General features: G+C 63.1%; 26 protein-coding genes. 11 read left to right on the top strand and 15 right to left on the bottom strand.

Translation table 11 applies throughout. The features are described from left to right. Positions 1 to 6 precede the first annotated feature (6 nt). The 3 genes from glpD (at position 7) to NEZ08_RS04965 (ending at position 3,204) form a co-directional block, all read left to right on the top strand. Positions 7 to 1,563, top strand: coding sequence for a glycerol-3-phosphate dehydrogenase (gene glpD / locus NEZ08_RS04975; protein WP_298104359.1), 1,557 nt, complete (start codon positions 7 to 9; stop codon positions 1,561 to 1,563). Between the two features lie 84 nt (positions 1,564 to 1,647). Then, positions 1,648 to 2,289 carry a TIGR02466 family protein gene (locus tag NEZ08_RS04970; protein ID WP_298104356.1) on the top strand — a complete coding sequence of 214 codons (642 nt, stop codon included), beginning with the start codon at positions 1,648 to 1,650 and terminating at the stop codon, positions 2,287 to 2,289. Between the two features lie 42 nt (positions 2,290 to 2,331). After that, the gene (locus tag NEZ08_RS04965) at positions 2,332 to 3,204 is read left to right on the top strand and encodes a glycine reductase (RefSeq protein ID WP_298104354.1); all 873 of its coding nucleotides are present in this window, start codon (positions 2,332 to 2,334) and stop codon (positions 3,202 to 3,204) included. Between the two features lie 18 nt (positions 3,205 to 3,222). Here the strand turns inward: NEZ08_RS04965 and NEZ08_RS04960 are convergent, their stop codons facing one another. Together NEZ08_RS04960 and NEZ08_RS04955 are read right to left on the bottom strand one after the other, a co-directional pair. After that, a complete protein-coding gene (locus NEZ08_RS04960) occupies positions 3,223 to 3,978 on the bottom strand; it encodes an SDR family oxidoreductase (RefSeq protein ID WP_298104352.1) in 756 nt (251 codons plus the stop codon). 100 nt (positions 3,979 to 4,078) lie between these two features. After that, positions 4,079 to 5,329, bottom strand: coding sequence for an ABC transporter substrate-binding protein (locus NEZ08_RS04955; RefSeq protein WP_298104349.1), 1,251 nt, complete (start codon positions 5,327 to 5,329; stop codon positions 4,079 to 4,081). A 462-nt stretch (positions 5,330 to 5,791) separates the two neighbouring features. Here NEZ08_RS04955 and NEZ08_RS04950 point away from each other — a divergent pair, with 462 nt between their 5' ends. Then, the gene (locus tag NEZ08_RS04950) at positions 5,792 to 6,895 is read left to right on the top strand and encodes a trypsin-like peptidase domain-containing protein (protein ID WP_298104344.1); all 1,104 of its coding nucleotides are present in this window, start codon (positions 5,792 to 5,794) and stop codon (positions 6,893 to 6,895) included. A 10-nt stretch (positions 6,896 to 6,905) separates the two neighbouring features. Further along, positions 6,906 to 7,472, top strand: a complete 567-nt coding sequence (locus NEZ08_RS04945) for a DUF488 family protein (RefSeq protein ID WP_298104342.1) — start codon at positions 6,906 to 6,908, stop codon at positions 7,470 to 7,472. A 4-nt stretch (positions 7,473 to 7,476) separates the two neighbouring features. Here the strand turns inward: NEZ08_RS04945 and NEZ08_RS04940 are convergent, their stop codons facing one another. Continuing rightward, a complete protein-coding gene (locus NEZ08_RS04940; RefSeq protein WP_298104339.1) occupies positions 7,477 to 7,695 on the bottom strand; it encodes a DUF2945 domain-containing protein in 219 nt (72 codons plus the stop codon). Between the two features lie 308 nt (positions 7,696 to 8,003). Here NEZ08_RS04940 and NEZ08_RS04935 point away from each other — a divergent pair, with 308 nt between their 5' ends. Next, a complete protein-coding gene (locus tag NEZ08_RS04935) occupies positions 8,004 to 9,146 on the top strand; it encodes a site-2 protease family protein (protein WP_298104336.1) in 1,143 nt (380 codons plus the stop codon). Positions 9,147 to 9,168: 22 nt separating this feature from the next. On the opposite strand, the gene NEZ08_RS04930 is transcribed toward NEZ08_RS04935, so the two are convergent. Next, complete coding sequence (locus NEZ08_RS04930; protein WP_298104333.1) at positions 9,169 to 9,618, bottom strand: universal stress protein; 450 nt, start codon at positions 9,616 to 9,618, stop codon at positions 9,169 to 9,171. A 376-nt stretch (positions 9,619 to 9,994) separates the two neighbouring features. Here NEZ08_RS04930 and NEZ08_RS04925 point away from each other — a divergent pair, with 376 nt between their 5' ends. Next, a complete protein-coding gene (locus NEZ08_RS04925) occupies positions 9,995 to 12,121 on the top strand; it encodes an ABC transporter ATP-binding protein/permease (protein WP_298104331.1) in 2,127 nt (708 codons plus the stop codon). Positions 12,122 to 12,447: 326 nt separating this feature from the next. Further along, positions 12,448 to 13,311 (top strand): universal stress protein, encoded by an 864-nt coding sequence (locus NEZ08_RS04920; RefSeq protein ID WP_298104328.1) that lies wholly within the window; start codon positions 12,448 to 12,450, stop codon positions 13,309 to 13,311. A gap of 91 nt (positions 13,312 to 13,402) precedes the next feature. Here NEZ08_RS04920 and NEZ08_RS04915 read toward each other — a convergent pair whose 3' ends face one another. From NEZ08_RS04915 to atpD, 10 genes are read right to left on the bottom strand one after another with little or no spacing between them, the layout of a single operon-like run. After that, positions 13,403 to 15,766, bottom strand: coding sequence for a plasma-membrane proton-efflux P-type ATPase (locus tag NEZ08_RS04915; protein WP_298104325.1), 2,364 nt, complete (start codon positions 15,764 to 15,766; stop codon positions 13,403 to 13,405). Positions 15,767 to 15,801: 35 nt separating this feature from the next. After that, a complete protein-coding gene (locus NEZ08_RS04910; protein ID WP_298104322.1) occupies positions 15,802 to 16,659 on the bottom strand; it encodes a F0F1 ATP synthase subunit gamma in 858 nt (285 codons plus the stop codon). Next, entirely contained in the window at positions 16,659 to 18,203 is a 1,545-nt protein-coding gene (locus NEZ08_RS04905) for a F0F1 ATP synthase subunit alpha (RefSeq protein ID WP_298104320.1), read from the bottom strand. Before NEZ08_RS04905 ends, NEZ08_RS04910 begins: the two co-directional genes overlap by 1 nt. Further along, positions 18,200 to 18,937, bottom strand: a complete 738-nt coding sequence (locus tag NEZ08_RS04900; protein ID WP_298104317.1) for a F0F1 ATP synthase subunit delta — start codon at positions 18,935 to 18,937, stop codon at positions 18,200 to 18,202. Before NEZ08_RS04900 ends, NEZ08_RS04905 begins: the two co-directional genes overlap by 4 nt. 4 nt (positions 18,938 to 18,941) lie before the next feature. Beyond that, positions 18,942 to 19,187 (bottom strand): F0F1 ATP synthase subunit C, encoded by a 246-nt coding sequence (locus tag NEZ08_RS04895; protein ID WP_298104314.1) that lies wholly within the window; start codon positions 19,185 to 19,187, stop codon positions 18,942 to 18,944. Positions 19,188 to 19,189: 2 nt separating this feature from the next. Next, positions 19,190 to 19,870 carry a F0F1 ATP synthase subunit A gene (locus NEZ08_RS04890; RefSeq protein WP_298104384.1) on the bottom strand — a complete coding sequence of 227 codons (681 nt, stop codon included), beginning with the start codon at positions 19,868 to 19,870 and terminating at the stop codon, positions 19,190 to 19,192. 2 nt (positions 19,871 to 19,872) lie between these two features. Then, positions 19,873 to 20,160: an ATP synthase subunit I gene (locus tag NEZ08_RS04885; RefSeq protein WP_298104312.1), complete on the bottom strand. Its 288-nt coding sequence runs from the start codon at positions 20,158 to 20,160 to the stop codon at positions 19,873 to 19,875. After that, positions 20,157 to 20,444: an AtpZ/AtpI family protein gene (locus NEZ08_RS04880; protein ID WP_298104310.1), complete on the bottom strand. Its 288-nt coding sequence runs from the start codon at positions 20,442 to 20,444 to the stop codon at positions 20,157 to 20,159. Before NEZ08_RS04880 ends, NEZ08_RS04885 begins: the two co-directional genes overlap by 4 nt. Next, positions 20,441 to 20,863: a F0F1 ATP synthase subunit epsilon gene (locus tag NEZ08_RS04875; RefSeq protein ID WP_298104308.1), complete on the bottom strand. Its 423-nt coding sequence runs from the start codon at positions 20,861 to 20,863 to the stop codon at positions 20,441 to 20,443. The genes NEZ08_RS04880 and NEZ08_RS04875 overlap by 4 nt, the downstream gene beginning before the upstream one ends. After that, positions 20,860 to 22,287, bottom strand: coding sequence for a F0F1 ATP synthase subunit beta (gene atpD, locus NEZ08_RS04870; protein ID WP_298104306.1), 1,428 nt, complete (start codon positions 22,285 to 22,287; stop codon positions 20,860 to 20,862). Before atpD ends, NEZ08_RS04875 begins: the two co-directional genes overlap by 4 nt. A gap of 336 nt (positions 22,288 to 22,623) precedes the next feature. Here atpD and NEZ08_RS04865 point away from each other — a divergent pair, with 336 nt between their 5' ends. Both NEZ08_RS04865 and NEZ08_RS04860 read left to right on the top strand, forming a co-directional pair. Next, positions 22,624 to 22,797 carry a hypothetical protein gene (locus NEZ08_RS04865; protein ID WP_298104304.1) on the top strand — a complete coding sequence of 58 codons (174 nt, stop codon included), beginning with the start codon at positions 22,624 to 22,626 and terminating at the stop codon, positions 22,795 to 22,797. 133 nt (positions 22,798 to 22,930) lie between these two features. Next, on the top strand, positions 22,931 to 24,046 hold the full coding sequence (locus NEZ08_RS04860; protein ID WP_298104302.1) for an alpha/beta fold hydrolase: 1,116 nt from the start codon (positions 22,931 to 22,933) through the stop codon (positions 24,044 to 24,046). Positions 24,047 to 24,096: 50 nt separating this feature from the next. Here the strand turns inward: NEZ08_RS04860 and NEZ08_RS04855 are convergent, their stop codons facing one another. Next, positions 24,097 to 24,573 (bottom strand): peroxiredoxin, encoded by a 477-nt coding sequence (locus NEZ08_RS04855; RefSeq protein ID WP_298104383.1) that lies wholly within the window; start codon positions 24,571 to 24,573, stop codon positions 24,097 to 24,099. A 228-nt stretch (positions 24,574 to 24,801) separates the two neighbouring features. On the opposite strand from NEZ08_RS04855, the gene NEZ08_RS04850 reads away from it, so the two are divergent. After that, on the top strand, positions 24,802 to 25,122 hold a 321-nt coding region (locus NEZ08_RS04850), incomplete at its 3' end, for a helix-turn-helix transcriptional regulator (protein ID WP_298104300.1).

Raw genomic sequence — 25,122 nt, 5'->3', positions numbered from 1 at the left:
CGCCAGATGGAGCAATCGGACATCGAGCAAAGCGCCGAGGCGGGACCGGGCCGGACCTATGATCTCGCGGTGATAGGCGGCGGGATCAATGGCTGCGGGATCGCGCGCGATGCGGTCGGCCGCGGTCTCTCCGTTTATCTGTGCGAGCAGGGGGATCTCGCGAGCGGCACGTCCTCGGCGGCGACCAAGCTGATCCATGGCGGCCTGCGCTATCTCGAATATTTCGAGTTTCGCCTGGTGCGCGAGGCGCTGATGGAGCGCGAGGTGCTGTGGCGGATGGCGCCGCATATCGTCTGGCCGCTGCGCTTCGTTCTGCCCTATCACAAGGGCCTGCGTCCGGCCTGGATGTTGCGGTTAGGGCTGTTCCTCTACGACCATTTGGGCGGGCGCAAGCTGTTGCCGCCGACAAGGACACTCGATCTGACGCGCGATGCGGCCGGCAAGCCGCTCAAGGCCGGCGTTTACCGGCGCGGCTTCGAATATTCCGACTGCTGGGTCGAGGACGCGCGGCTGGTAGCGCTCAATGCGAGCGACGCCCGGGAGCGCGGCGCCACGATCCGCACCCGCACCCGGGCGATTGCCGCCGAGCGTGGCGCAAACGCCTGGCAGGTTACGACGGAGAACTGCCGCAACGGACAGCGCGAGACCATTCGCGCGCGCATTCTGGTCAACGCGGCCGGGCCCTGGGTTGATCATGTGCTCGCATTGACGCTCGGCCGTCAGACCCGCGCCGAGGTGCGGCTGGTGCAGGGCTCGCACATCGTGGTGCCGAAGCTGTTCGATCATGGCCGCTGCTACATTTTCCAGAACGCCGACAAGCGGATCATTTTCGCCATTCCCTACGAGCATGATTTCACGCTGATCGGAACGACCGATCTCGACTATCACGGCGATCCTTCGAAGGTTGCCGCATCGAGGGAAGAGATCGACTATCTGTGCGCTGCAGCGAGCGAATATTTCGCGCAGGCCGTCGAGCCGCAGAACGTGGTGTGGAGCTATTCCGGCGTCCGCCCGCTCTATGACGATGGCGCCAGCGCAGCCCAGGCGACGACGCGCGACTATGTGCTCGAACTCGATGAAGCCGGCGCGCCGCTGTTGTCCGTATTCGGCGGCAAGATCACCACGTACCGGCGTCTGGCGCTGCATGTGCTGGAGAAGCTCGGCCAGCATATCGGTGCGCAGGCGCGCGGGCGACATGATTGGTCGGCGGGCCAGCCGCTGCCCGGCGGCGATTTTCCCGTACAGGGATTTGAACAGCTTGTGGCGGATCTCGCGCGCGATTATCCATGGCTTGAGACGTTGCAATGCCGCCGTCTCGCCCGCGCCTATGGAACGCGGGCACGGCGCATTCTTGGTCCAGCCAAGGAGAAGACCGCGCTCGGGCGCGACTTTGGCGCCGGGCTCTCCGAAGCCGAGGTGCTTTACCTGATGCGCGAGGAATGGGCGGAGGAAGCGGCTGACGTGGTCTGGCGCCGCTCCAAGCTCGGCTTGCGGCTGACCGGCGATCAGATCAAGGCGCTGGACGTTTTCATGGCGGAACGCCGCACGGTACAGTCGCCGTAGATGGCGGCCGTTCGCCGCTTCGCTTGGCGGCCAAGTGGTGTATCCTTCTGCTCAATCGCTGCGCCGACGAGAAGGAAAGTGGAGATGGCAGGCGGCAACGTCGAAGTGAGGGGCCTGTTCGCCACGCCGGTGGCGGCGTTGATGCTGCCCGATGCGCAGGCGCGCAATGCCGAACTGGAGGAGATTATCCTGCGCCGCCGCGCCGAGCACGGCAGCATTGGCGCCTCGAATATCGGAGGCTGGCATTCGCGGCGCGATCTTGCGCAATGGGGCGGCAAGCGGATGGAGGAAGTGCTTGGCGTCGCCCGCAATGTCGTCACTCAGATGACGAGCGACCGCGACGGGAAGCCGGTGCGGCCGGACTGGGTCGTCGAGGCCTGGGCCAATGTGAACGCCGCCGGTGATTCCAACTCCTGCCACTATCATCCGGGATCGTTCTGGTCGGGCACCTATTATGTCCGCGACGGCGGCTGCGCCGACGATCCATCGCTTGGCGGCGAATTCGAGATGTTCGATCCGCGCGGCCCGGCGCCGATGATGCATGCGCCGTCACTGAAATTCGCCGGCGAGGACGGCCGCTCCGCCGGGAGCGCCGAGACCATCCGGCCGCGCGCCGGCATGATGTTCATCTTTCCGTCGTTCCTGCTGCACGCCGTGCGGCCCTACCGCGGCAACGACTTGCGCATTTCCATCGCCTTCAATTTCGGGCTCTATGTGCAGGGCTAGGGCGTGGCGTCAGGGTTGAACGAAGCAGAAGGGAGGCGTGATATGGCTGAAGCAGATGCCCCGGTCCGCTACATGGAGCGCACGCGCCATTATTACCGCGCTCTCGGTTATGCCAACGACTACAAATGGGCGACCTTTGCTGATGTCCCCTTCGCGCCGCTGCCGCGGCCGCTTTCGGATTTGCGTATTGCGCTGATCACGACCGCAAGCCCTGCGGATTTTGACGGCGTCAAGCGCGTGTGGTCGGGGCCGGTGTCGCCGCCGCCGGAGCGGCTCTTCACCGACAATGTGGCGTGGGACAAGGAATCGACACATACCAACGACCGGGCGAGCTTCCTGCCGATCGAAGCGGCGTCCGAATTGGCGCGAGAGGGAATCTTCGCTGGCCTCACCGCGCGATTTCACGGCGTGCCGACGGAATACAGCCAGCGAAAGACGAAGGAGGAGGACGCGCCCGAAATCCTCGCCCGCGTCCGGCAAGATGGCGCGGATGCTGCCGTCCTTTGTCCGCTTTGTCCCGTCTGCCATCAGACCATGAGCCTGGTGGCGCGTCATCTCGAAGCAGCCGGGATTCCGACAGTCATCATCGGTTCGGCGCTGGATGTCGTCGAGCACTGCGGCGTCCCGCGCTTCTACTTCACGGATTTTCCCTTGGGCAATCCGTGCGGACATCCCTTCGCGCCCGACATGCAGCGCGAGATCGTGCGGAATGGGCTGCAACTGTTCGAGACGGCGAAAGCGCCACGAACGACCGTCAGGTCGCCCTTTGCCTGGAATGAGGACAGCGCCGTCTGGCGGGCGCGATATGGCCGGGTGACGCCCGAAAATCGCGAGCGGCTGCTTCAGCTCGGCGATGAGCGTCGCGCGCGGCAGGCGGAGGCGAAGCAGGCTGCCGCCAGCGGGGCGGCCAGGTAAGCACGACGTCAGGGGCTGTCACGATCCTGCGCGAGAGCGGCGGAGCCATTCGTCCAAGCCGATACGGCCGAGGCGCGCTTCGCCTAGCGAAACCAGCGAGTGCTCTTCGACCAGACCTCCCCAGTAGCGAGCCTTGGGGTCTCTCACCACCTCGCGCGGGTCGTCCACTGCTTTCAGATAGCGGGCGATGATTTCGTTGAACGGCGCTCGTTCCGGGTCGGCGATGTCGATGATGCCGTTGCGCGGTGGCGCGAGCGCGACATCGGCGACGATGGCGGCCACATCGTCGGCCGCGATCGGTTGGAACAGGCCAGGCGAGAGCCTCACCACGTTTCCATCGGCGCTTGCAGCGGCGATCGTACCGAGGAATTCCATGAATTGGGTCGCGCGAATGATCGTGTAGGGGATGCCCGAGGCCGCGATCAGCTTCTCCTGTACGAGCTTCGCGCGGAAATAACCGTTGTCCGGCGTCCGGTCGGTTCCGACGATGGACAGCGCGACATGGTGTCGAACGCCCGCCGCTTCCTCGGCGGCAAGAAGGTTGCGGCCGGAGGTCTCGAAGAACGCCATCACCGCCTTGTCTTCAAAAGAGGGAGAATTGGCGAGATCGATCACGACGGCGGCGCCGGCCAGGGTCTCTTTCAACCCTCGGCCGGTCACGGCGTCGATCCCGCTCTTGCGCGACGCTGCGATGATCTCATGGCCGCCCTGTCGCAGAATTCCGACGGTCTTCGAGCCGATCAGGCCGGCTCCGCCGATCACGACGATCTTCATGCTTGACCCTCCCTGTGATGATTGGCCATCAATCGCCGGTGAGCGGATTCCGGCTTGCCGCAGGCGATCGTCCAAAGGACGCAGGGACGACTGCCCTAGTCTACCTTGCACCTGAGAGCGATGCGCTCTTCACGAGGCCACAGGTGCCCTTCTCGTCGGCCAGCGGGCGGAAGGCCTGGCTGGCCGGGATCGTCTCGAGGACCTTGAAGTAGTCGTAGGGTCCTTTCGACTCCGATGGTTTCTTGACCTCGACGAGATACATGGCATGAACCGCGCGTCCATCCGGGCGAACCGTGCTGTCTCCGAACAGCGGGTCGTCGTAGTGGGCAGCCTTCATGGCCTCGACGACCTTGGCACCGTCGGTTGCCGAGCCTGTCTTGGCGACCGCTTCGAGATAGTGCAGCACCGAGGAATAGACGCCGGCCTGATCCATGGTCGGGTATTTGCCATCGTTGCGCGCGGCGAAGCGCTTGGCGAACGCACGGGTCTGGTCGTTGAGGTCCCAATAGAAGGCGGTCGTGAGCGTCAGGCCCTGTGCGGTTTGCAGGCCGAGCGCGTGAACGTCGGTCAGGAAGACGAGAAGTCCGGCGAGCCGCTGCCCGCCCTGAACGATGCCGAACTCGGCCGCCTGCTTGACGGCGTTGATGGTGTCGCCGCCGGCGTTGGCCAGCCCGATGACTTGCGCCTTCGAGCCTTGCGCCTGTAGCAGATAGGATGAGAAATCGGCTGTGTTCAAAGGAGCGCGAACGGCGCCGAGCACCTTGCCGCCGGCGGCCTCGACCACGGCCGTGGTATCGCGCTCGAGCGCATGGCCGAAGGCATAGTCGGCCGTGATGAAAAACCAGGTCTTGCCGCCATGCCGCACGATCGCGCCGCCGGTTCCGTGTGCCAGCGCCCAAGTGTCATAGGTCCAGTCCACGTTGTTGGGCGAGCAATGCTTGTCGGTCAGGTCGGAATCCGCTGCTCCCGAAATGAGGAAGACGCCGTTTTTCTCTTTGGTCACATCGGCGACTGCCAGTGCGACACCGGAGTTCGGCACGTCCGCGATGGCGTTCACTTGATCGGTGTCGAACCACCGGCGCGCAATGGAAGATCCGATGTCAGGCTTGTTCTGATGATCGGCGGAGACGATCTCGACCTTCATATGGTGGCTGTCGGGCTTGAAATCTTCGACCGCCATTTTTGCAGCGACGACCGATCCCGGGCCGCCGATATCGGCGTAGAGGCCGGACATGTCGCTGAGGACGCCGATCTTGACGGACACCGGCTTGCCGGGCGGTTGTTGGGCTTCTGCAGGAACGGCGCACAGCGCGGTCAGCAGCGGAACGACGAAAGCGATGGCTGTTCGCATGTAACGTCTCCTCGCGAGGGCGCCCCCGGCAAGGTTCATGTCAACGCGGTGCGGCCGGCTTCGATCCTTTGATACAAAGTCGGATAGCCGTGAGGCCGGCCAGACCGCCGATCTGAAATCCCCGCACGAAAGGCGGCGCGTTGGCTCGGGCCGCAGATCGACAAAGCGGTCCTGGAATCAACAGGTTTGTGAGTAGCCCACGGCTTTTCCGAAGTTCGGGAAGGGGGCCGCGATGGAGCACTAGCCGGCCTGGAGTTCATTCTCCTCGCGGGATGGCTCTCGTGCTTGCGGCCGGCAAATGTGTCGGGCGCTTCACCGTCATCGAGCGGGCGACGGGTAAGCGGACCGCCACCGGCGAGTTCGGCGTGCCTGACCTGGGAGGCGCAATAGCCCTTGCGCGCGTCACGGCCTTTTGGGAACGTTGGTTCGAACCTGGCATTGAGAGCGGCGAGGAGGGCCGACGTGCCGATCCGATTGCTGCGCTTTTCGATCATCTGGCTGCTGTTGCTCGCCACCCTCTGGGTGATGGAGCCTTACCTCACTGCCCTGTGGTTTTCTGCCTCGTCGCCTCGCACTGTCGCGCCGAGGGGCGACCTTGCCGCGGGCGAAAAAGCCACCATTGCGCTTTTCAAGAAAGTATCGCCATCCGTGGTACACGTCTTCGCGCGGGCCGCACCGACTGTCTCGCTGTTTTCCGACGAGGAGCAAAGCGTCGTCCAATCCGGCTCCGGCATCATATGGGACGCCGCCGGACATGTGATCACCAACAATCACGTCATCAACGGCACCGCCCAGATCGGCGTTCGCCTGACCTCAGGCGAATTTGTCGAAGCGCGCGTGGTCGGCACGGCTCCGAATTACGATCTCGCCGTTCTGCAACTGCTGCGGCCGAAATCCGCCCTTCAACCTATCGCGGTCGGCGAATCCGCGAACCTGCAGGTAGGACAGAGTACGTTTGCGATCGGCAACCCCTACGGGCTCGACCAGACCTTGACCTCCGGGATCGTGAGCGCGCTCGGACGCAGCCTGCCGTCCGGCACGGCGCACGAGGTGAAGGCCATGATCCAAACCGATGCGCCCATCAATCCAGGCAATTCGGGTGGGCCGCTGCTCGACAGCGCCGGGCGGCTGATTGGCCTGAACACGGCCATTCTCTCCCGCTCAGGCGCTTCGGCGGGGATCGGCTTCGCCATCCCGGTCGACATCGTCAACCGTGTTGCGAGCCAGTTGATCCGCACCGGACGCGTGCCGTTGCCGGGCATTGGAATTGTGGCGGCCAGTCAGAGCGAGGCGACACGTCTCGGCATCGACGGGGTCATCATCGTGCGGACGACACCCGGTTCGCCGGCCGCGAAGGCGGGAATCGAAGGCGCCACCGTCGACGGTGTCATCAGGGACGTCATCACCGAGGTCGATGGCACGCCGGTCCACAGCAGGGAGGAACTGGCCTCGGCACTTCAGGACGCGGGAATCGGAAAACAGGTGAGCCTCACCGTCGAACGCGACGGAGAAGTCCGCAACGTGAAGGTGACCGTCGCCGACGTCTCACAACTGAGCCAGGGATGAGGCGCGGATTGTGCAGACACCGCCGGGAGAGATGCGCTGGCCGGAAGGCGCCGTTTTCACGGTCGGGCATTCAACCCTGCCGATCGAACAGTTTATTGCATTGCTGAAAGCCTACGGCATCGAGCGGCTCGCGGACATCCGCACCATTCCGCGCTCGCGGCATAATCCACAATTCAACGGCGACGCGCTCCGCGAGGCGCTGGATGCAAGCAATATCGAATATGCGCTCATGGCCTCGCTCGGTGGGCTGCGGCGTCCGCGCAAGGATTCACCCAATACCGGCTGGCGAAACGAAAGCTTTCGCGGCTACGCCGACTACATGCAAACCCTGGATTTTCAGCAGGGACTGCAGATGCTCATCCGCATGAGCGGTGAAAAGCGCGTCGCGATCATGTGCGCCGAGGCGGTACCATGGCGCTGCCACCGCTCGCTGGTCGCCGACGCGCTTTGCGCACGCGGCGTGCCGGTGGTCGAGATCCTGTCGGAGACCAGTTATCGGATGCACACGCTCACACGCTTCGCCCGGGTGGAAGGCGAGCAAGTGACCTATCCGCCCGAAAATCCGATGCTGCTGTAGTTGCTCACTTCGCGCCGAGTTTCTTCAGGGCCGAGCCCTTATGCATGGCGACATGATCGGTCTTGTCGCTCTTGATTTCATATCGCGGCACATCCTTGGTGGCATGACGCGTGTGACCCTTGTAGTCGGTGTCCTTGGTATGGACTTTGACAATCCTGCCGCTGACACGCCCGGCCTCGGAATTCCAGCTGACGCGATCGCCTTTCTCGAAACGCTTTTCCATATCGTCCTAACACGCAAGTTCCGATTCGGTTCAAGTTGCGCCGGTGAGACCTCGATTGTCCGGTGCCTATCCTTGACGAATTCTACGGGATTTCAGGGGACGGCCAATTGCGAAAGGCCAAAGCTGCGAGCGGCGCGCGATCCCGGCAAGACCAGCTGAATCGTGGAGGATGCATGACCTGCCGGTTGCATTTGATTTCGATCAAAGAAGACCGATGCATTGCAACGGAAAAGTTATTTTAGACGACGAAGGCGAGGCTTCCGGCGTACATCTTTCGGCGCGCGGAAGCTCTCGTGAATGAGGCATCAATGACCCGACACAATATTCCTTTGGGCAGGATTTTCGGTATTCAGATCGGTCTCGACTACTCCTGGTTCGTGATCTTCGCGCTACTCACCTGGATGCTGGCGACCAGCTACTTCCCTGCCGAATTCAAGAACTGGTCTGCATCGCTCTATTGGCTGACAGGCGCCGCGACCGCAATCATGCTGTTTGTCAGCGTGCTGCTTCACGAACTCGGGCATTCCGTGATCGCGCTGCATTACAAGATTCCTGTGCGCAGCATCACGCTATTCCTGTTCGGCGGTGTCGCCCAGATCGAGAAGGAGCCGCCCAGCCCCAAGGTGGAATTCTTCGTCGCCATCGGAGGCCCACTCGTCAGTCTCGCGCTGGCTGTGCTGTTCTATGCGGTGCAGCCGGCGGTTTCCGCCGTGGCGCCGCTTCTCGGTTTGGCCAAATATCTCGCCTACATCAATATGGCGCTGGTGCTGTTCAATCTCATTCCCGGCTACCCGCTCGACGGCGGCAGGGTGTTCCGGGCAATCATCTGGGCAGTCACCGGAAGCATGAGGCGTGCGACATCCATTGCGGCGAATGTCGGACGCTTCTTCGCGCTTCTGCTTATCTTTGTCGGCATCGTGCAGATGCTGAATGGCAACTTCGGCGGCGGCATCTGGATCGCGTTCATCGGCTGGTTCCTCGACAATGCGGCTTCCGTTCAGCTCCAGCAGCTTTTGCTTCAGGGCATGCTGAGCGGCCATCGTGTTGCGCAGGCCATGAACACCCATTACGCCATCGTTCCGGAAAATCTGCGACTGCAGGAATTGGTGGACGAAAGGATTCTCGGCACCGGGCAGCGCTATTTTCTGGTGAACCGCGGAGACAGCACGCTCGGAATGATCACCTTGCACCGGGTCAAGGATGTGCCGCGGGAGAAATGGGCGGTCACGAACGTCTCCGACGTGATGCTTCCCTTCAATGAGTTGAAATGTACCGCGCCCGAAACCGAACTCTGGTCAGCGTTGCAGAACATGGATAAGGCCGGGGTCAACCAAATGCCGGTGGTGCAGGCGGGACAAGTCGTCGGAATGTTGAGCCGCGACGACGCTATTACCTTCCTGCGCTCGTTACAGGAGCTTGGCATGCCGGCCGGCGAGAAAGCCGCCGGCTAGAGAATCGAACTCAAGCGATCGCTCAGGCGCCTCGGACCAGGAGCACTGGCTTGGTTGCGACCCGCACCAGGCCTTCGGCAACGCTGCCGAGGAGGAAACGGCGGATGCCGCGCCGCCCATGGGTGCCGATGACGATGAGATCGGCCGGCCAACTGACGGCTTCTTCCGCGATCGCGTCATAAACGTGTTCGCCGGGCGCCTCGATGACGTGCATCACCGTTTCGGCCTGCAGGGCCGATTTCGCCGCCACCGCCTTGGCGTCCGACAGGGTCTTTTCCCCGATCTGACGTAACGCTTCCTGATATTGAGCAAACTGGCCGGGCGTTTCCAGGTCCGTGAAGGTGGGAATCAGATCAGCGACATGAACAATTCGAATGGCGGCCTGCTGGTCCTTTGCCAGCTTGATCGCCTCATTCAAGGCCATGTTGGACGTGTCGCTTCCGTCAACAGCGACCAGGATGCGCTTATACATGCGAGCCTTCCCTTCTGACTTTCGATGCGCGAATCGGTTTCAGAAAACTCATATTGCCATCCGAACGGGCTAATGCGCTTGATATGCCTCAAAGACGCAACATCTCATGGCCCGATCGCCGGCAAAACCGTTGCCGTCGTTTATCGATCCGCTCATCGGTTCGCGGGCCGGTTCGGCCGGTGAGGCTCACTGCGTTGGGGTATGAGGCGAGATCGTCCCTCCCATCGAGTCATGGCAATGGTCTGAGGCCTGGCGTATCCTCGCTTGCCGAACGTGTGAAGTCATATCTGCGCGCTGCGACCACGGCCGCGGAACGCTGCGCAGGCAGGCACGGTTTCGTCAACTCGCGCCCCTTGCGCATCATCGGACAACTCACATGAAACCATTAAGCATCGGCGTCGCGCTGTTCGGCATCCTCGCTCTCGTGCAACCGGTCATCGAACGCGATGCTTCAGGAGCGCTGCTGGGCGTCGCCATGCTGCTTTGCGCCGCTGCGACATTGCGCTCGATCGCTATATCGAGCTTCCTGAGGATCTTCGTTGGCATCTTCTGCACCGAAACGATCCTGTTCGGTGCGGCCGCTACCGCAGACCACGCCGGCCTTTGGCCTGTAGAACTCTTGCGCTATCGGCCGCCCCTGACCCTGCCGCTGACGGTGGCAGCCTTCGCAATCCTCGTTTATGTCGTCGCACGGTTCGATGCCGTCCGGCAGATCACGCAGATTGCCGACCGCTATTTCGATGCCGACGAACTTGGACATGCTCGCGTTTGGCCTTTTCGCCGATTCAGAGCACGGGAGCGGCATGTTGCCATTGCCCTCGTCGTCGTCCTGGTTCTCCTGAATCAGGCCGAAGTCGCGGTTCTGGTGCGGCTGAACTTTTTCAACCGCGATCTGTTCGATGCGATTCAAAATCGCGCGACGTCCGTTTTCTGGCAGCAATTGCTGTTCGTCTTCACGCCTTGGGCATTCGGCTATGTGGGGATGACGCTGGTCGAATTCTTCATGCGCTCGATGCTCATCATCCGCTGGCGGCGCTGGCTGACCGACCATTTTGTCTCGCGCTGGCTCAGTCGCCACAATCACTATCGGATCAGCCTTGTCGCCGGCCAGACCGACAATCCTGACCAGCGCATTGCCGAGGATATCTTTCGCTTTATCAATGGCGGTTCGGACGGCTCGATTACAGCATACGGCCTCTACGATTTTTCCATTCTGCTGATTTCCACCATCACGTCGCTCATTTCGTTCTCGGTCGTGCTGTGGAATCTTTCGACCTCGTTTACATGGCCCGGCACGACGATCGCTCTGCCCGGCTTTCTGTTCTGGGTCGCACTGATCTATGCTGGGCTCGGAACGGTGATCACGCATCTGATCGGACGTCCTCTCGTCGCTCTCTATTTCAAGCGCCAGCATATGGAAGCCGATTTCCGCTTCTCCCTGGCCCGCTTGCGTGAATATACCGAGCAGATTGCGCTTCTGGGCGGCGAGGGAGCGGAGCAGGCCGTCGTCGGAGGACGCTTTGCAGCATTGATCACCAACTATCTCGCAGTCGTCTTCCGGCTCATGAGAGTAACGGCATTCACGCAAACGTTTGGCCAGCTGTCTCCGATCATACCTTACGTCTTCACCGCGCCGTTTTATTTCTCCGGCAAGATCGAGCTTGGCGTGATGACGCAAACCGCGCAGGCGTTCGGTCAGGTCGCTGCGGCGCTGACGTTCTTCGTCACCTATTACACCTATCTGGCCGCGTTCAAATCGGTCGTCGATCGTTTGAATTCGTTCGACGTGGCGATCCAGCAGGCGCAAGCTCTCAGTGAGGCCGGACCGCACCGCGTGGCCGAAGCCGGCGGCGAAACCAGCATTGTACTCGACGATATTGACCTCTGCCTGCCGGGCGGCAGGCATATCGTCGAAATGAGACATCTGGAGCTGGCGCCGGGCCAAAGCGTGGCCGTCTCCGGACCCTCCGGCTCCGGAAAATCGACACTGTTTCGGGCAATTGCCGGAGTCTGGCCTTATGGTGACGGCAGCATACGCATTCCGCAGCATGCGCGCATTATGGTCGTGCCGCCGCGTCCCTATATTCCAACCGGGACCTTGCGCGCAGCGGTCACTTATCCGGCCAAGCCGGACATCTACAGCGACGAGGTCATTCGCAGCGCGCTTACGGATGCGCATCTCGGCGGTCTCGCCGATCAACTCGACCGCGAGGATCAATGGTCTCAGCGCCTTTCGAGCGGTGAGCAACAACGCGTCGCAATTGCGCGAGCCCTCCTGATGCGGCCTGACTGGCTTTTCCTCGACGAATCGACGTCGGCCGTTGACGAGAAGCTAGAGGCGGAGCTCTACGCCGTGCTGGCGCGCCGCCTGCCCAAAGCGACGCTCATGTCGATTGGCCATCGATCGACGGTCGTCGCCCTCCATCAGCGTCACCTCCAGATGAGTCCCGTGGCTGATAAATTCAGGCTCGCCGACGCCGCGACTGCCGCTGCCGGGCAATAAGGCTTAAAGGCATGATGATCGGGTTGCGGTCGCCGACAATTCGATGCGCGCCTGCGCACGCGGTCGATGCAGGACGGATATGTATCGGTAGTTGTTGAGCCGCGGGGCGCGTCACTTAAATTAAATTTAAGTCTTCTGAGCAGGAAGGTGGAAAATATTGTTTAGAGACTCGCGATATCACTTTGATCTGAATCAACGTGGAACGCTCTATCAGGATTGCGTCGGCTGCCAGTTGCCAGTCAGGGCAAGATCAGTGGTCAAGGTCGTTCAATTTCGTTACACGACATGATTCGAGGTGCATGACGTCGTCGAAATGAGAGCACACAATGAAGCTGGCGGACCTGCTTGTTTACGTTGATCAGACCGATGGTGCCGCCGCGCGCCTGCGTCTTGCGAGCGATCTCGCAAGACGCCATGGGTGCAAATTGATCGCTCTTTACGTCAGGGAATGTACGCCGGCTCAATTGCGCAGACGTGGAATCGCAGAACTCGGCCTGGTCTCGTCACGCCAGGTCGCGCGTTTGGATCAGGATATCGAGGCGTCAATCAGTGGTGCGGAAGAACGGCTGAAATCGCTGCTTGAGGTGCTGCAACGGGAAGGCGGCTTTCAGGCGGAATGGCGCGCCGTTGACGGTTCGGCGTCGAACGTCGTGTCCCAGCATGCGCGTTGCGTGGACCTCTGCATCGTCGGCCGCGACCATCCGGGGGACGAGAGCTCGGTCGCCGACACGTTCACGGAGAAGCTTCTCTTCGTGACCGGCCGCCCCGTGCTGTTCATTCCGGCCGGCATACCGCTCGAAACGCTGGGGCGGCGAATTGTCGTGGCGTGGAATTCCAGTCCTGCCGCGACCCGCGCGCTCAATGACGCGTTGCCGCTTTTCGAACGCGCAGAGAAGGCAACAATTCTGACGATCAATCTTGAAGAATTTATCGCTGAGCATGGAGCTCTTCCCATCGAGCAGATGGTCGCACACCTGAAGCGACACGATCTTTCCGTCGACGTCATTCAGTTGCAGAATGTTGGAGCTGACTCGTTTGCCGATACGCTTCAGGCCAAGGCGTGTGCTCTGGGAGCGGATCTCCTGGTGGTGGGCGCCTTTGGCCCCCCGAGGTTCTGGCAGGACATCGTCGGTGGTGTCACGCGGGATATGCTCTCACGCATGCGCCTCCCGATCCTGATGTCACATTAGGGTCTGGACCCATATGATAAAAAGATCCTGAATCGGCACGCGAGAGCCAGTCCGGCTTGATTGATCAAAGCCCGTTACGCGGCGCCGCCCATCAATGGACGTTGAAGCGCCGAAAGATAAATACTTTCACCTGGTCGAGAACAAGCAGGTAAGCGACGACCGCCAGCAGGAGCGCGCCAAGCAATGCCGGACTGACCGGCGCCATCAGCACGCCTTTTGAAGCCATCAATCCGACGACGAAAAGGTCGGCAATTGAGCTTGCGACGAGCAGCGCGCTTGGCCGCGAGCGCCAGAAATGGCCGCGCTCGCGCACGAGGTACACGTTCCCCTGGCCGGTCGCAACCAGCATGACAAACACAAGTGTTTGCAGTTGCGCGAGCGGCAGGTGAAGCATGTCCCGCCCCGTGAAGAATACGGCGAACGACAGGACCAGCACGAGAGCCGCCAGAGCCGCGCCGACGAACATCAGCGTCCTGACGTTCCAGCGGTCGGGCTTTTGCGAGTAGGAGACGTTATCCGTCGTAATCGACATCGTGACGAAGTCGTTGGTGAACAGCAAAAGAATGATAAGCAGCGGCGTAATGACGAACGTTCCGGTCAGGATGACGCCGATGCTGAGAAAGACGGCGATCTCCAGCGTCTTCATGATCTTGTTGATCGTATAGGTCAGCATGCGCTGGTAGATGCGGCGGCTGATCTGCACGGCTGAGAGGGCATCCACCAGGCCCGGAGCGGTAAGTACGATTCCCGCAGAAGCCCGGGCGACGTCGGTTGCGCTGGCAACCGCGATGCCAACGTCGGCTTGCTTCAAGGCGGGCGCATCATTCACGCCATCGCCGGTCATGCCGACCACATGGCCGGCCTCCTGGAGCAGACGAATGAGCTGGATCTTGTGTTCAGGAAACACGCGTGCGTAGACGTCGTGATCAAGCGCCCGGTCGGCGTCGAGCCGCTCCATCGCTTCGGCGGTAGCGCCGCGGCTGCCGATGCCGACCCGTTGCGCAATCGCGCAGGCGGTCGCAACGCTGTCGCCCGTGACCATCACCACGCGAACACCAAGATCCTGAAGACCTTTGACCAGCGATCCGGAATCCGCGCGCGGCGGATCATCAAGCGCCAGGAGCCCGGCGAGCCGCAGGTGATCCGTGTCGCTGCCCGCAGCCACGGCAAGGACGCGGTTTCCGGCGGCCGCCAGTTGGGCGCTGAGCGCGCCGACGTCGGGGGCGTTGGCGACGAGGGCCGCCACTGCTTGTGGCGCCCCTTTGACGACACATAGCGGGCCTGTCCGGTCCTGGTAACATCCGAGCGAAAAACGTCTGGCGGGATCGAACGGAACGAACTCCAGCCGCTGCGGCAGTGCAGCGGGAAGCTTGCGCGCGGCAGCCGCATTGAGGATTGCCAGATCGATCGGGTCCTGCGTCGCCGGATCGCAGGCAAGTGCGGCCCAGTACAGCAACTGATCTTCCGAGGCGGGAGCCAGTGGTGACGCTGCCGCAAGCGCCATGCGATTTTCGGTAATGGTGCCCGTCTTGTCGGTGCAGAGGACGTCCATCCCCGCCGCTTCTTCCACTGCTGACAGGCGCGTGACCAGCACGCCATGGTGCGCCAGTTCACTGGATCCGAGCGCGGTTGCCAGGGTGAAGGTGGCCGGCAGTGCGACGGGGACCGAGGCGACGAGAAGAATAAGCGCGAAGGGCGCCACGTCCGCGAACGGCAGCCCGGCCCATGTGGCATACAGAAGCAGGATGCAGACCAGCAGCGCGTCCAGTATCATCAGTATCTTGACGATGGAAAGGACGGTCGTCTCCAGGTGGCTGGTCGACTTGGCGGTCCTGACCAGTTCTGCTGTCTTGCCGAAGTAGGTGCGCAGGCCGGTCGCCACGACTTCCCCCGTAGCCTCGCCGCGCCGAACCACGGCTGCGGCATAGGCAAGCTTTCCCGCTCCGGCCTCCACCGGTACGGATTCGCCGGTTAGCGCCGATTGGTCGAGGAGGACATTGCCATCGGTGATTTTGACGTCGGCCGGCGCAAGGTCGCCCATCCGCAGATGAACGGCATCGCCGGGAACAAGCTCCGCCGCAGGCACCGAACGCCATTGGCCGTCACGGAGCACCCGCGCGCGAGTCGTCAAACGACCGCGCAGCAATGCCAGAGCCCGGTTGGCTCTGCCTTCCTCGATGACACTGATTGCGGCGTTGAACACCAGGAGAGCAGCAACAATCGCCGCCTCGGTGCGCCGCTCGAGCAGAAGCTGGATGGCGATCGTCGCCTCGAGCATCCAGGGAATCGGTCCCCAGAACCTCTTCAACAACGCCAAGAGCGGGCGCTGATGCCGCTCGGGGATTTCGTTGCGGCCGAAATCGGCGAGACGATGGCTTGCTTCGGCGTCGGTCAACCCGGCAGGAGCGATCGGCAACTTTCCCGGTTCGACAGGCTGGTCAATACTTTCCGTCACGGCAGTTCCATCTGTTGCTTGCAGCGGCTCGTCGGCTATTTGCGACGCTCCCGTAATGCTTCGGCGCCGGCGGCAAGCTCGACGATCTCGTTGGTGATTTCCTCCTGGCGAAGCTGTTGCTCGCGATGGGTGAGGGCCTCAAGCCGGCCGCTGATATTATGCCGCGCGGCCGTCATCGTCATCATCCGCGCCTGGTTCTCGGCCTCATAGGCATGCATGGCGGCCTCACAAAGCCGTGCATAGACATACTCGGCGGTGAGGCGCTCGAGCAGCTCCTGGGGTTTGAGCGTCGTCAGCGGCGGCGGGCTTTCGGAAGCCGCGGCGAATTGCGAAAGGTTAAGAGGCAGCAGCGAGCGCTGCTCGATCCGGATCGCGCCCGCCGGATCAGACCTCGGCACGATCATCTGAATCGTCGAAGGTCCACGCGCCGTGACCCGCCCATACAGCGCGTCGGCAATCTCGTTCGCCAGGGAAGGGACGGCGTCGACGTGACTTGCCATCGGCGCCGACCATGATGGGATCAATCCGCGCTCGCGGGCGACAGCGAGGCCGCGCGTTCCAATCACAAAGGTCATCGCGCCGGCAAGATCGCCTTTCGATGCGTCGAGAATACGTTCGCTGAACGCGCCGGCAAATCCCTGCTCCGCGCAGAACAGGATCAGGCCGATCCGCTCGCGCCTGCGCTCGCTGCCCGGCCGAACGTCGGCCGGAATCAACGACAGAGCCTGACTGATCGCACCGCAGACCACCGTGCTGTAGGCCTCGATGCCGGCAAGCAGCGAACGCGCCTGCTGGGCTCGCGATGCGGCGATGCCGCGTAGCGCGGTGACGACCGCCTCCAGCTGCCGGATATTGCGGATCTGGTTCGAGACGTCGGCCAGCCGCTCCGTCATCATCCAGCTCCGGTTGGCTTGCCCGGATCATTGTCTGCAAACCGCGCGGCAAGCCTGGTCAATGCCGCCGTCATCGCAGCCTGCTGCTGCGCGTCAAGTTCGCCCGTGCGCTCGACAGCTGCGACGACCTCCCGTGCCTCTCGCCCGAGCCAGGCAGGAAGCTCGCTGCGAAACGCCGCGATATCATCGAGCGCGACGCGGTCGATCAGGCCGGTCTGCAACGCGGTGACCAGCGCGATTTCCTCGCTCAGGCTCATCGGAGCATATTGGGGTTGAGCGAGCACGCTGCGGATGCGCCTGCCGCGCGCGATCTTGTCCTTGACCTGGGCATCGGCCATTCCGCCGAAACGGGTGAACATTTCCAATTCGAGAAATTGGGCGTAGTCCAGCCGCAAGGTGTGTGCCGCATCGCGCAGGCCGCGTGCCTGCGTCTTTCCTCCGACCCGGCTCACGCTGGCGCCGACATCGACGGCCGGCTTCTGGCCTTCATGAAAAAGCCGGCTGTCCAGGACGATCTGCCCGTCGGTGATCGATATCAAGTTGGTGGGAATGTAGGCGCTGAGATTTCCGCCATCGAGTTCGGCGATCGGAAGCGCCGTGAGCGAGCCGCCGCCGGCTTCTTTCGACAACTTGGCCGCGCGCTCCAATAGCCGCGCATGGACGTAGAAAACGTCGCCCGGATAGGCTTCACGGCCAGGGGGCTGGCGGGTCAGCAGCGCGATTTCCCGATGCGTCGCGGCATGCTTGGTCAAGTCGTCGATCACCACCAGCGCATGCTGGCCACGGTCGCGAAAATATTCCGCCATCGTGAAGCCGGCAAACGGCGCGATCCATTGCAGGCCCGCCGAAGCGGAAGCGGCAGCTACGACGAAAATGCAGCGCTCGGGAGCGCCATGCGCGTGCACGGCCTGGATCGCCCGTTTGACCGTCGAAGACTTCTGGCCGATCGCGACATACACGCAGATGATATCGCTGGATTTCTGATTGATGATGCAATCGATCGCTACTGCGGTCTTGCCGATGGCGCGATCGCCGATGATGAGTTCGCGCTGGCCGCGGCCGAGCGCGAACATCGAGTCGAGCACGAGAATTCCGGTCTGCACGGGTTCGCTGACGAAATCGCGATCGACGATCGAGGGCGCCGCGCGCTCGATCGGCTCGTGTCCCGCGGCTTCGATCGGAATGCCGTCGTCAAGCGGGCGTCCGAGCGGATCAACCGCGCGACCCAGCAGCGCCGGCCCGACGGGCACGCGGACCACTTCGCCGGTGCTGCGCACCCGGTTGCCGGCCTCGAGTCCCCCGGCGTCATCGAGCAGGACGCAACCGAGGAGGTCGCGGTCGAGCGTGGCGGCATAACCGGTCTGGCCGCCCTCGAAACGCAGGAGTTCGTCAAGCCGCGTCTCCGGCAGGCCTGACACCGTCGCAATGCCGTCGGCCACGGCTTCGACGCGGCCGATGTGCTCGGTCGTCGCCGCGAGCGCGGCCGCACCGACCCGCGCTTTGGCGTCGAGAAGCCATCGGTCCAGATACGCAGCGTCGGTCACGGATCCAGCTCCCTTTGAATGGTCGCGAGATCCGTCTGCCAGTTGTTGCGAACGACGACACCCCCGCTTCGGAGCTCGAAGCCGGCGATGAGAGCCGGGTTGCAGGACAGCCGCATGGGCATCGCACCGCCCAGTGCCGCGCAAATCGTTTCCCGCAGCCTGTTGGCCTCGGCCTCGCTCAGCGTCGCCGCTGCCGACACTTCGAGCGGATGTTCGGCGTTCGATGCTGCGAGGCTCCGGCGCGTTTCAGCCGGCAGCCTTGCGAGCTCGGCGGCGAGGCTGTCAAGAAAGGCGGAAAATCCGGCAGCCGCGGGAAGTCTCTCGAGAAGCCGTCGCGCAATGTCGACGGAAAGCTCACTTGCGCGGTCGAGCACCTTGCGCTGCATCGCGGCGTGCTCGTTGGCAATCGCGATCTCGGCAGTCCTTCGTTGCTCGTCCAGTGCGCGGGAGGATTCAGCGAGCACGGAAGCCTTCTCCGCTTCCGCCGCCTCGCGGGCCTCGGCGATCAGGCGATCGCGCGCCGCGTCGATGTCCGCGCGCGCCCGCGCCGCCTGGGCGCGCAGAGCTTCGCCCTCCTTGCGCGCCGCGTCGGCATCCGCGATCAGCCTTGCGGCCTCGGCGCGCCGCTTGGCGACGAGCGCGGCCACCGGCTGAAAGAAGAACCGGCTGAGGATCCAGATGAGAACGAGGACGTTGACGGTCTGGAGCGCCAATGTCCACCAGTCGATATGCATGGCCCTAATGAATGAACGGGTTGGCGAACAACACGAGCAGCGCGACCACGAGGCAGTAGATTGCCATGGTCTCGATCATGGCAAGACCGACGAACAGCGTGCGCGAGATGGTGCCCGCCGCCTCGGGCTGCCGGGCGATGGCATCCATGGCGGCCGCGACCGCGCGGCCTTCGGCCAGCGCCGGCCCGATCGCCCCGAACGAGACGGCCAGCGCCGCGGCCAGGATGCTGACGATTTCAATCCAGTTCATGATCACTGTTCCTTCGTTGAAGCGCGGGATTCGGCCAGCGCGCTGCCGATGAACACCATCGCCAGCACGGTGAAGATGTAGGCCTGGACGGCGCCGGTGAGCAGATCGAGCGCCATCAGCGGAATCGGCACCAGCAGACCGGCGAGCGACAGGACGATGCCAACCACGAACACGCCGCTCATGACGTTGCCGAATAGCCGCACGATCAGGGAGAACGTCCGCGTAAAGGTCTCGACGATGTTGAGCGGGATCATGACGAGGCTCGGCTCGGCGAAGGTCTTGAGGTAACCGAGCGGCCCGAGCGCCCGCACGCCGAAATACAGGATGGCGGCGAACACGATCAGCCCGAGCGCCGCGTCGGTTTCGATGTGCGCCGTCGGCGGCTCGACGCCGGGGATCAGCGAGCACCAGTTCGCAGCCAGGATGAACAGAAAGAGCGTGCCGATCAGCGAAAGATAGGGCGCCGGCGGTACGCGCATGGTGGCCCGGATCTGGTCTTCGATGACGTCGACGATCAGCTCGGCGATGGCCTGGCTGGCCGAAGGCCTCAGCGACAGCGAACGCGTAGCGAGAAAACCGGCGAAACCAAGGGCGGCCATGAGCCCCCAGGTCACGACGACCGGCTCGGTGACGGCGACGGGTCCGACCGTGAACACGATCTTGGCGGCGAGGGGAGAACCGATGTTCATGACGCCTCCCCGAGAAGCACAGCGCTGCGTGCGGCCAGCAGACCGAGCGAACCGGCGAGCAGCGCGCCGGCGCCGAACAGCCGCGCTGTCAGCACCAGTGCGGCGCCGGTCAGGACAAGGCGAGCCAATTGCACGACGAGCGACAACACCGCCCGCCCCGAGACGAGACATCGCACGTTCCAGCGCAGCGAAGTGAAATGCAGGACCCCGAGCAGGGTGCCCGCGGCAAACCACGCGGTGAGCGCGCCAATGAACGCAAGATTTTGCTGGGCTGCGCCGCTCATTGCTGATGCATCCATCGCCAGGCGGACCAGCAGCCGATCACCACCCCGACAAGCAGCAGCGGCGCGCTCCAGAAAATGCCGGTTCCGGCCTTCTGATCGATCCATCTTCCGATGAAAAGACCGAGCAGCGTGGGCGCGACGATGATCCAGCCGAGCACGCCGATCTGGCCGACGAAGCGCAGCATCGACGGTTCGCCCTCGCGATGCCAGAGCTTGCGGCGCTCCCGCTGCACGCGGATGGCCTTGGTCAGGCCGTTCGAATTCGGTTCGGGCGAAGCACTCAAGATCGGCCTCCCATCGCGCCGGGCTTTTCGGGCCGCAGGTAGCGGACGATCTGCCGAATGGCCTTGGTCTGAAGCTGCAGGTTCTCCGTTCGCGATGCCCGTTCCAGTTCGCCGCGTTCGCGAAACCGGTTCGCCACGACTTGCTCCAGCCGATCGAGGTCGTCACCCGGGATTGCTTCGCGGGTCGCGATGGCGATTTCGCTGCCGCCCATCACGGAAAGTACGCCGCGACGTACCGCGCAATAATGCGGGCGGCCGTCGAGGCCATGCCAGCTGACGATCGAAAGCCTGAGAGCGGTGAGGAGATTCTCGTGGCCGCGCAGAACCCCGAAGCTGCCGCTGTCGTCTTCGGCACGAACGCTCGTAACGCCGGACTCGTCGACGACGATCGCAGTCGGCGTGGTGATCAACAGCCTCATGGCGCCGCCGCCGCAGGCCTGGCCCGCGTCTCCCTCGCTTCGGCCTCGTCGAGGCTTCCGATCATGTAGAACGAACTCTCCGCCCATCGATCGCACGCGCCGCGAAGGATCGCCTGGCAGCCCTTGAGGGTCTCTGCCAGAGCCACCGAGCGGCCGGGCGCGCCGGTGAACGCCTCGGTGACCGAAAACGGCTGCGTGAGAAAGCGCTCCAGGCGCCGCGCCCGCGCCACGGTCTGCCGGTCCTGCGCGCTCAGCTCCTCGATGCCGAGCAGCGAAATGATGTCCTGAAGTTCCCGATAATGCGCGATCGTCTCCCGCACCGCTTCAGCTGTCCTGTAATGTTCGTCGCCGACGACGGTCGGATCGAGCAGGATGGACGAGGAGTTCAGGGGATCGACGGCGGGGTACATGCCTTCGGCGGCCATCGTGCGCGATAGCACGATGATGCTGTCGAGGTGGCTGGAGATCGCAGTGACCGCCGGATCGGTAAAGTCGTCGGCCGGGACGTACACGGCTTCGATCGCCGTGACGGAAGCGCCGGAAACCGAGGCGATGCGTTCATGCAGCGCGGCGACCTCGCTCGCCAGCGTCGGTTGATAGCCGACGCGGGACGGCAGCCGACCGAGCAGTCCTGACACCTCGCTGCCGGCCTGCACGAAGCGGAACACGTTGTCCATCAGCAGCAGCACGTTCTGGTGCTTCTGGTCGCGGAAGTATTCGGCGATCGTCAGCGCCGTCAATCCGACGCGCCAGCGCGCGCCGGGCGGCTCGTTCATCTGGCCATAAACAAGCACGCTGCGGTCGAGCACGCCGGAGCGGCGCATTTCCGACAACAGCTCATGTCCCTCGCGCGAGCGCTCGCCGATGCCGGCGAAGACGGAAATGCCCTGATAGCTCTGCACCATCGCATGGATCAGCTCCATCACGACCACGGTCTTGCCGACGCCGGCTCCGCCGAACATGGCGGCTTTGCCGCCCTGCGGAAGCGGCGCCAGGAGGTCGATGACCTTGATCCCCGTTTCGAACATCGCGGTGGCCGGGCTCCGCTCGCCGAGCGGCGGCGCCGGGCTGTGTATGGGTGCGCGCGCCAGATCATCGGGCAGGGCGGGACCGTTGTCCCGCGCGCGGCCGGTGACGTCGAGCAGGCGACCGAGCACGGCATCGCCGACCGGGACCTTGATCGGCCCGCCGGTCGACCGCACCATGACGCCCCGCTTCAGGCCGGCGGTCGCCTGCAAAGCGACGCCGCGCACGGTGGCCTCGTCGAGATGCGCCTGAACCTCGAGGACCAGCGTTTCCGCCTGGTCCCACTCCACCACGAGCGCATCGCCGAGCTTCGGGAGTTCAGCGACCGGGAACGCCACGTCGATGACGGCGCCGCGCACCGAAATGACTGTGCCTGTCGCTTGTGAGGAGAGCTCCATTGCAGCCTCGGCCGAACCAACGTTTGAAGCGGTGACCCGCGATTTTTGGGGAATGTGCTCGTATGCAAAGCGCTCGTCGCCGCCTGGCCGCATCGAAGGCTAGCCAAGCCGGCTTTGAAGATTTTGATCAGGATCAAGCGACCGGATTTGCCTGGCGTGCCTCAAGAAGATTTTAGGCGGATCGGCATTCCGTTCAAATCCGCGAGATGTGCCGCCGAAAGCCTTACGTGATCCTACCTAAGTGCTGTCCCGTAGGGGATCGAACGCAATATCGGCTGATCGGTGAGCGGGATTAATCTTCAAACGAGCTCGCCTCTGAACCGTAAGGGTGTCGAGATGACAAATGAAACGATCAAGGTTCTCCTCATGGTCATGCTGTTGGGCGGCATTCGAGCTGCGATTTTTGTGACCGAGATGCCGAAGTTGCAGGCCGCGATGCTTTATCGCGGGCTTCTCGATTGGATGATGCCCCCGGCCCAGCCCGTCCCATCTCACTGGCGCCACGCCTGAACCGGTGACTGTCCTTCCGAGCGGCAATTCATAGCGGGGATTGGCCCGGCCAAGGCCTGTTCTTTTTCACAACGAACCACAATGGCGCAGTCATGTTGCGCCTTTTCCCGAAATCCGCAAAAGTTGAACACAGATGGAAAATCGCGCGCCCGTCCAACCCTCGAGTTTCTCGCTGGCGAGCATTCCGGCGTTTTGGCCGGTTGCCATGGCGGCGTCGCTTGCGACGGAAGGCGCCGAACTCTACGCGAAGAATCTGAAATTCGTCGAGGAAGAGATCAGGATCCATGAGGATCTGCGTCCCGAGTTGGCGACGCCAAATCAGGTCAGGCTCGATCTGCGTACCATGCGGCTGCGCGACTACGGCAGGCCCGGCAAGATCCCGACCCTGGTCGATGCGCCCTACGCCGGACATACCGCTGTCATTGCCGACTACCACAAGGGCCAGAGCCTGATCGAGACGCTGCTTGCAAACGGCATCGCGCATGTCGCGCTCACCGACTGGAAGTCGGCGACGCCCGACATGAAGGATCTCGAAATCGACAACTATCTGGCCGAGCTCGTCGTCGCCATCGACGATCTCGGCGGCCGCGTGAATCTCGTCGGGCTCTGTCAGGGCGGCTGGCTCTCGGCGATGCTGGCGGCGCGCTTCCCCGAAAAGGTCCACTCGCTGGTGCTTGCCGGCGCGCCGATCGACACCGATGCCGGCGACGGCCCGATCAAGCGCATGGTGCATGCCTCGCCGCAGTCGTTCTATCAGGAATTGGTCGCGCTCGGCGGCGGATTGATGCAGGGAAAATTCATGCTGCAGGGCTGGAAGAACATGCATCCGCGCCAGCATTACATCCGGGATCACGTCGATCTCTACGAGCACATCGATGACCCCGCCTATGTCGCCAAGGAAGAAACGTTCAACAGCTGGTATGAAAATCCGATCGATCTGCCGGGCCGCTGGTACCTGCAAGTGATCCAGCAGCTCTTCAAGGAGAACCGGCTTGCCAAAGGCCGTTTCGTCGGCCTCGGGCGAACGCTCGATCTCCGCGCCATCGTCTGCCCGGTTTACCTGCTCGCCGGCGCCCAGGACGACATCACGGCGCCCGAGCAGGTGCTCGATGCGGCGAAATATGTCGGAACGCCGAAGGACCGCATCGTGCAGAAGACGGTTCCGGGCGGTCACATCGGGCTGTTCATGGGCGCGCGGACGCTGCGCGATCACTGGCCGTTGATCGCGCGATGGATTGCCGCACAGTAGAGTAGATCATTCGGCCGGGTGCGTTTGCCGGACGGTTGGCGGTGCCGTCGTCAGGACGCCGCGTGACGAAAAGCGGCGAGCTCCGCTGCGATAATAGCGCCGAGCGCCATGTCGCCTTGCTGGCCGAATCCATGATGCACGATGCTTCCGTCGCGGCCGATCAGAATGCTGGTCGGCGTTCCCTGCATGCCGTAGCGCTGCATGGTCTTCGGGATCGGCGTGCCTTCGCCGGCCTCATCGACCCCGATCGGAAAGGTCAGGCGGTATTCGTGAATGAACGCCTGCAGCGCGACCGGCGTCATCGCCTCGTGATGCTCGAACACGGTGTGCAGGCCGACGACCTGCAAGTCCGATTGCCTGAACAGCTCGAAGGCGCGCTGCGTCTGCGGCGTTCCGTGCGCGACGCAGCCGGGGCAAAGCATCTGGAACGCATGCAGCAGTACCGGCCGGCCGCGCAATCCCGACAATGTCAGCGGTTCGCTGGTGTTGAACCAGTGCGATACCGCGAGTTCCGGCGCGAGAACCACGAAGCGCTCCTTGCTTTTGCTGTCCGGAGAAAGGCTGGCAAGCACACGCCGTCCTGTCAATGATCGGTAAATCGAATCCCTGGCGGCGCCGCCAGTCTTCTCCGGCGTGGCGGCCTTCCATCGCTCGATGGTGATCGCATCGGCTGTTCCAATTGGCGTTCCGGCGCGGTCCTCGAATTTCATCCGGCGATGCTTGACACCGGACGGTTTGCGCCTATACTAAACCAGATGGTTAAGTATAATGACCGGGATCTGGATCGCACCTTTGCCGCGTTGTCGGATCCGACGCGGCGCGCGCTGCTGGCGCGGCTTTCCGGCCGCGATGCGCTTTCCGTGAGCGAACTGGCCGAGCCGTTTGCGATGTCGCTGCCCGCGGTCATGAAGCATCTCGACGTGCTGTCGGACGCGGGTCTCGTTGCGCGCGAGAAGACCGGCCGCGTCGTGGCCTGCCGGCTCACCGCGAAACCGATGGAGCAGGCGATGGATTGGCTCAACCGCTACCAGCGCTTCTGGTCCGACAATTTCGACCGCCTTGCCGCCTTTGTGGAG

The sequence above is a fragment of the Bradyrhizobium sp. genome, assembly GCF_027451485.1.
GTDB lineage: Bacteria > Pseudomonadota > Alphaproteobacteria > Rhizobiales > Xanthobacteraceae > Bradyrhizobium.
Note: the sequence above shows the minus strand (reverse complement) of the source record. Positions and strands in the feature narration are given on the sequence as shown.

Coding starts and splice junctions, on each gene's coding strand:
- NEZ08_RS04935 (WP_298104336.1), top strand. CDS start 8,004: ATGACCCGACACAATATTCCTTTGGGCAGGATTTTCGGTATTCAGATC.
- NEZ08_RS04860 (WP_298104302.1), top strand. CDS start 22,931: ATGGAAAATCGCGCGCCCGTCCAACCCTCGAGTTTCTCGCTGGCGAGC.
- NEZ08_RS04875 (WP_298104308.1), bottom strand. CDS start 20,863: ATGAGGCTGTTGATCACCACGCCGACTGCGATCGTCGTCGACGAGTCC.
- NEZ08_RS04960 (WP_298104352.1), bottom strand. CDS start 3,978: ATGAAGATCGTCGTGATCGGCGGAGCCGGCCTGATCGGCTCGAAGACC.
- NEZ08_RS04895 (WP_298104314.1), bottom strand. CDS start 19,187: ATGAACTGGATTGAAATCGTCAGCATCCTGGCCGCGGCGCTGGCCGTC.
- glpD (WP_298104359.1), top strand. CDS start 7: ATGGAGCAATCGGACATCGAGCAAAGCGCCGAGGCGGGACCGGGCCGG.
- NEZ08_RS04900 (WP_298104317.1), bottom strand. CDS start 18,937: ATGCATATCGACTGGTGGACATTGGCGCTCCAGACCGTCAACGTCCTC.
- NEZ08_RS04970 (WP_298104356.1), top strand. CDS start 1,648: ATGGCAGGCGGCAACGTCGAAGTGAGGGGCCTGTTCGCCACGCCGGTG.
- NEZ08_RS04885 (WP_298104312.1), bottom strand. CDS start 20,160: ATGAGCGGCGCAGCCCAGCAAAATCTTGCGTTCATTGGCGCGCTCACC.
- NEZ08_RS04930 (WP_298104333.1), bottom strand. CDS start 9,618: ATGTATAAGCGCATCCTGGTCGCTGTTGACGGAAGCGACACGTCCAAC.
- NEZ08_RS04925 (WP_298104331.1), top strand. CDS start 9,995: ATGAAACCATTAAGCATCGGCGTCGCGCTGTTCGGCATCCTCGCTCTC.
- NEZ08_RS04920 (WP_298104328.1), top strand. CDS start 12,448: ATGAAGCTGGCGGACCTGCTTGTTTACGTTGATCAGACCGATGGTGCC.
- NEZ08_RS04865 (WP_298104304.1), top strand. CDS start 22,624: ATGACAAATGAAACGATCAAGGTTCTCCTCATGGTCATGCTGTTGGGC.
- NEZ08_RS04965 (WP_298104354.1), top strand. CDS start 2,332: ATGGCTGAAGCAGATGCCCCGGTCCGCTACATGGAGCGCACGCGCCAT.
- NEZ08_RS04940 (WP_298104339.1), bottom strand. CDS start 7,695: ATGGAAAAGCGTTTCGAGAAAGGCGATCGCGTCAGCTGGAATTCCGAG.
- NEZ08_RS04955 (WP_298104349.1), bottom strand. CDS start 5,329: ATGCGAACAGCCATCGCTTTCGTCGTTCCGCTGCTGACCGCGCTGTGC.
- NEZ08_RS04910 (WP_298104322.1), bottom strand. CDS start 16,659: ATGACGGAGCGGCTGGCCGACGTCTCGAACCAGATCCGCAATATCCGG.
- atpD (WP_298104306.1), bottom strand. CDS start 22,287: ATGGAGCTCTCCTCACAAGCGACAGGCACAGTCATTTCGGTGCGCGGC.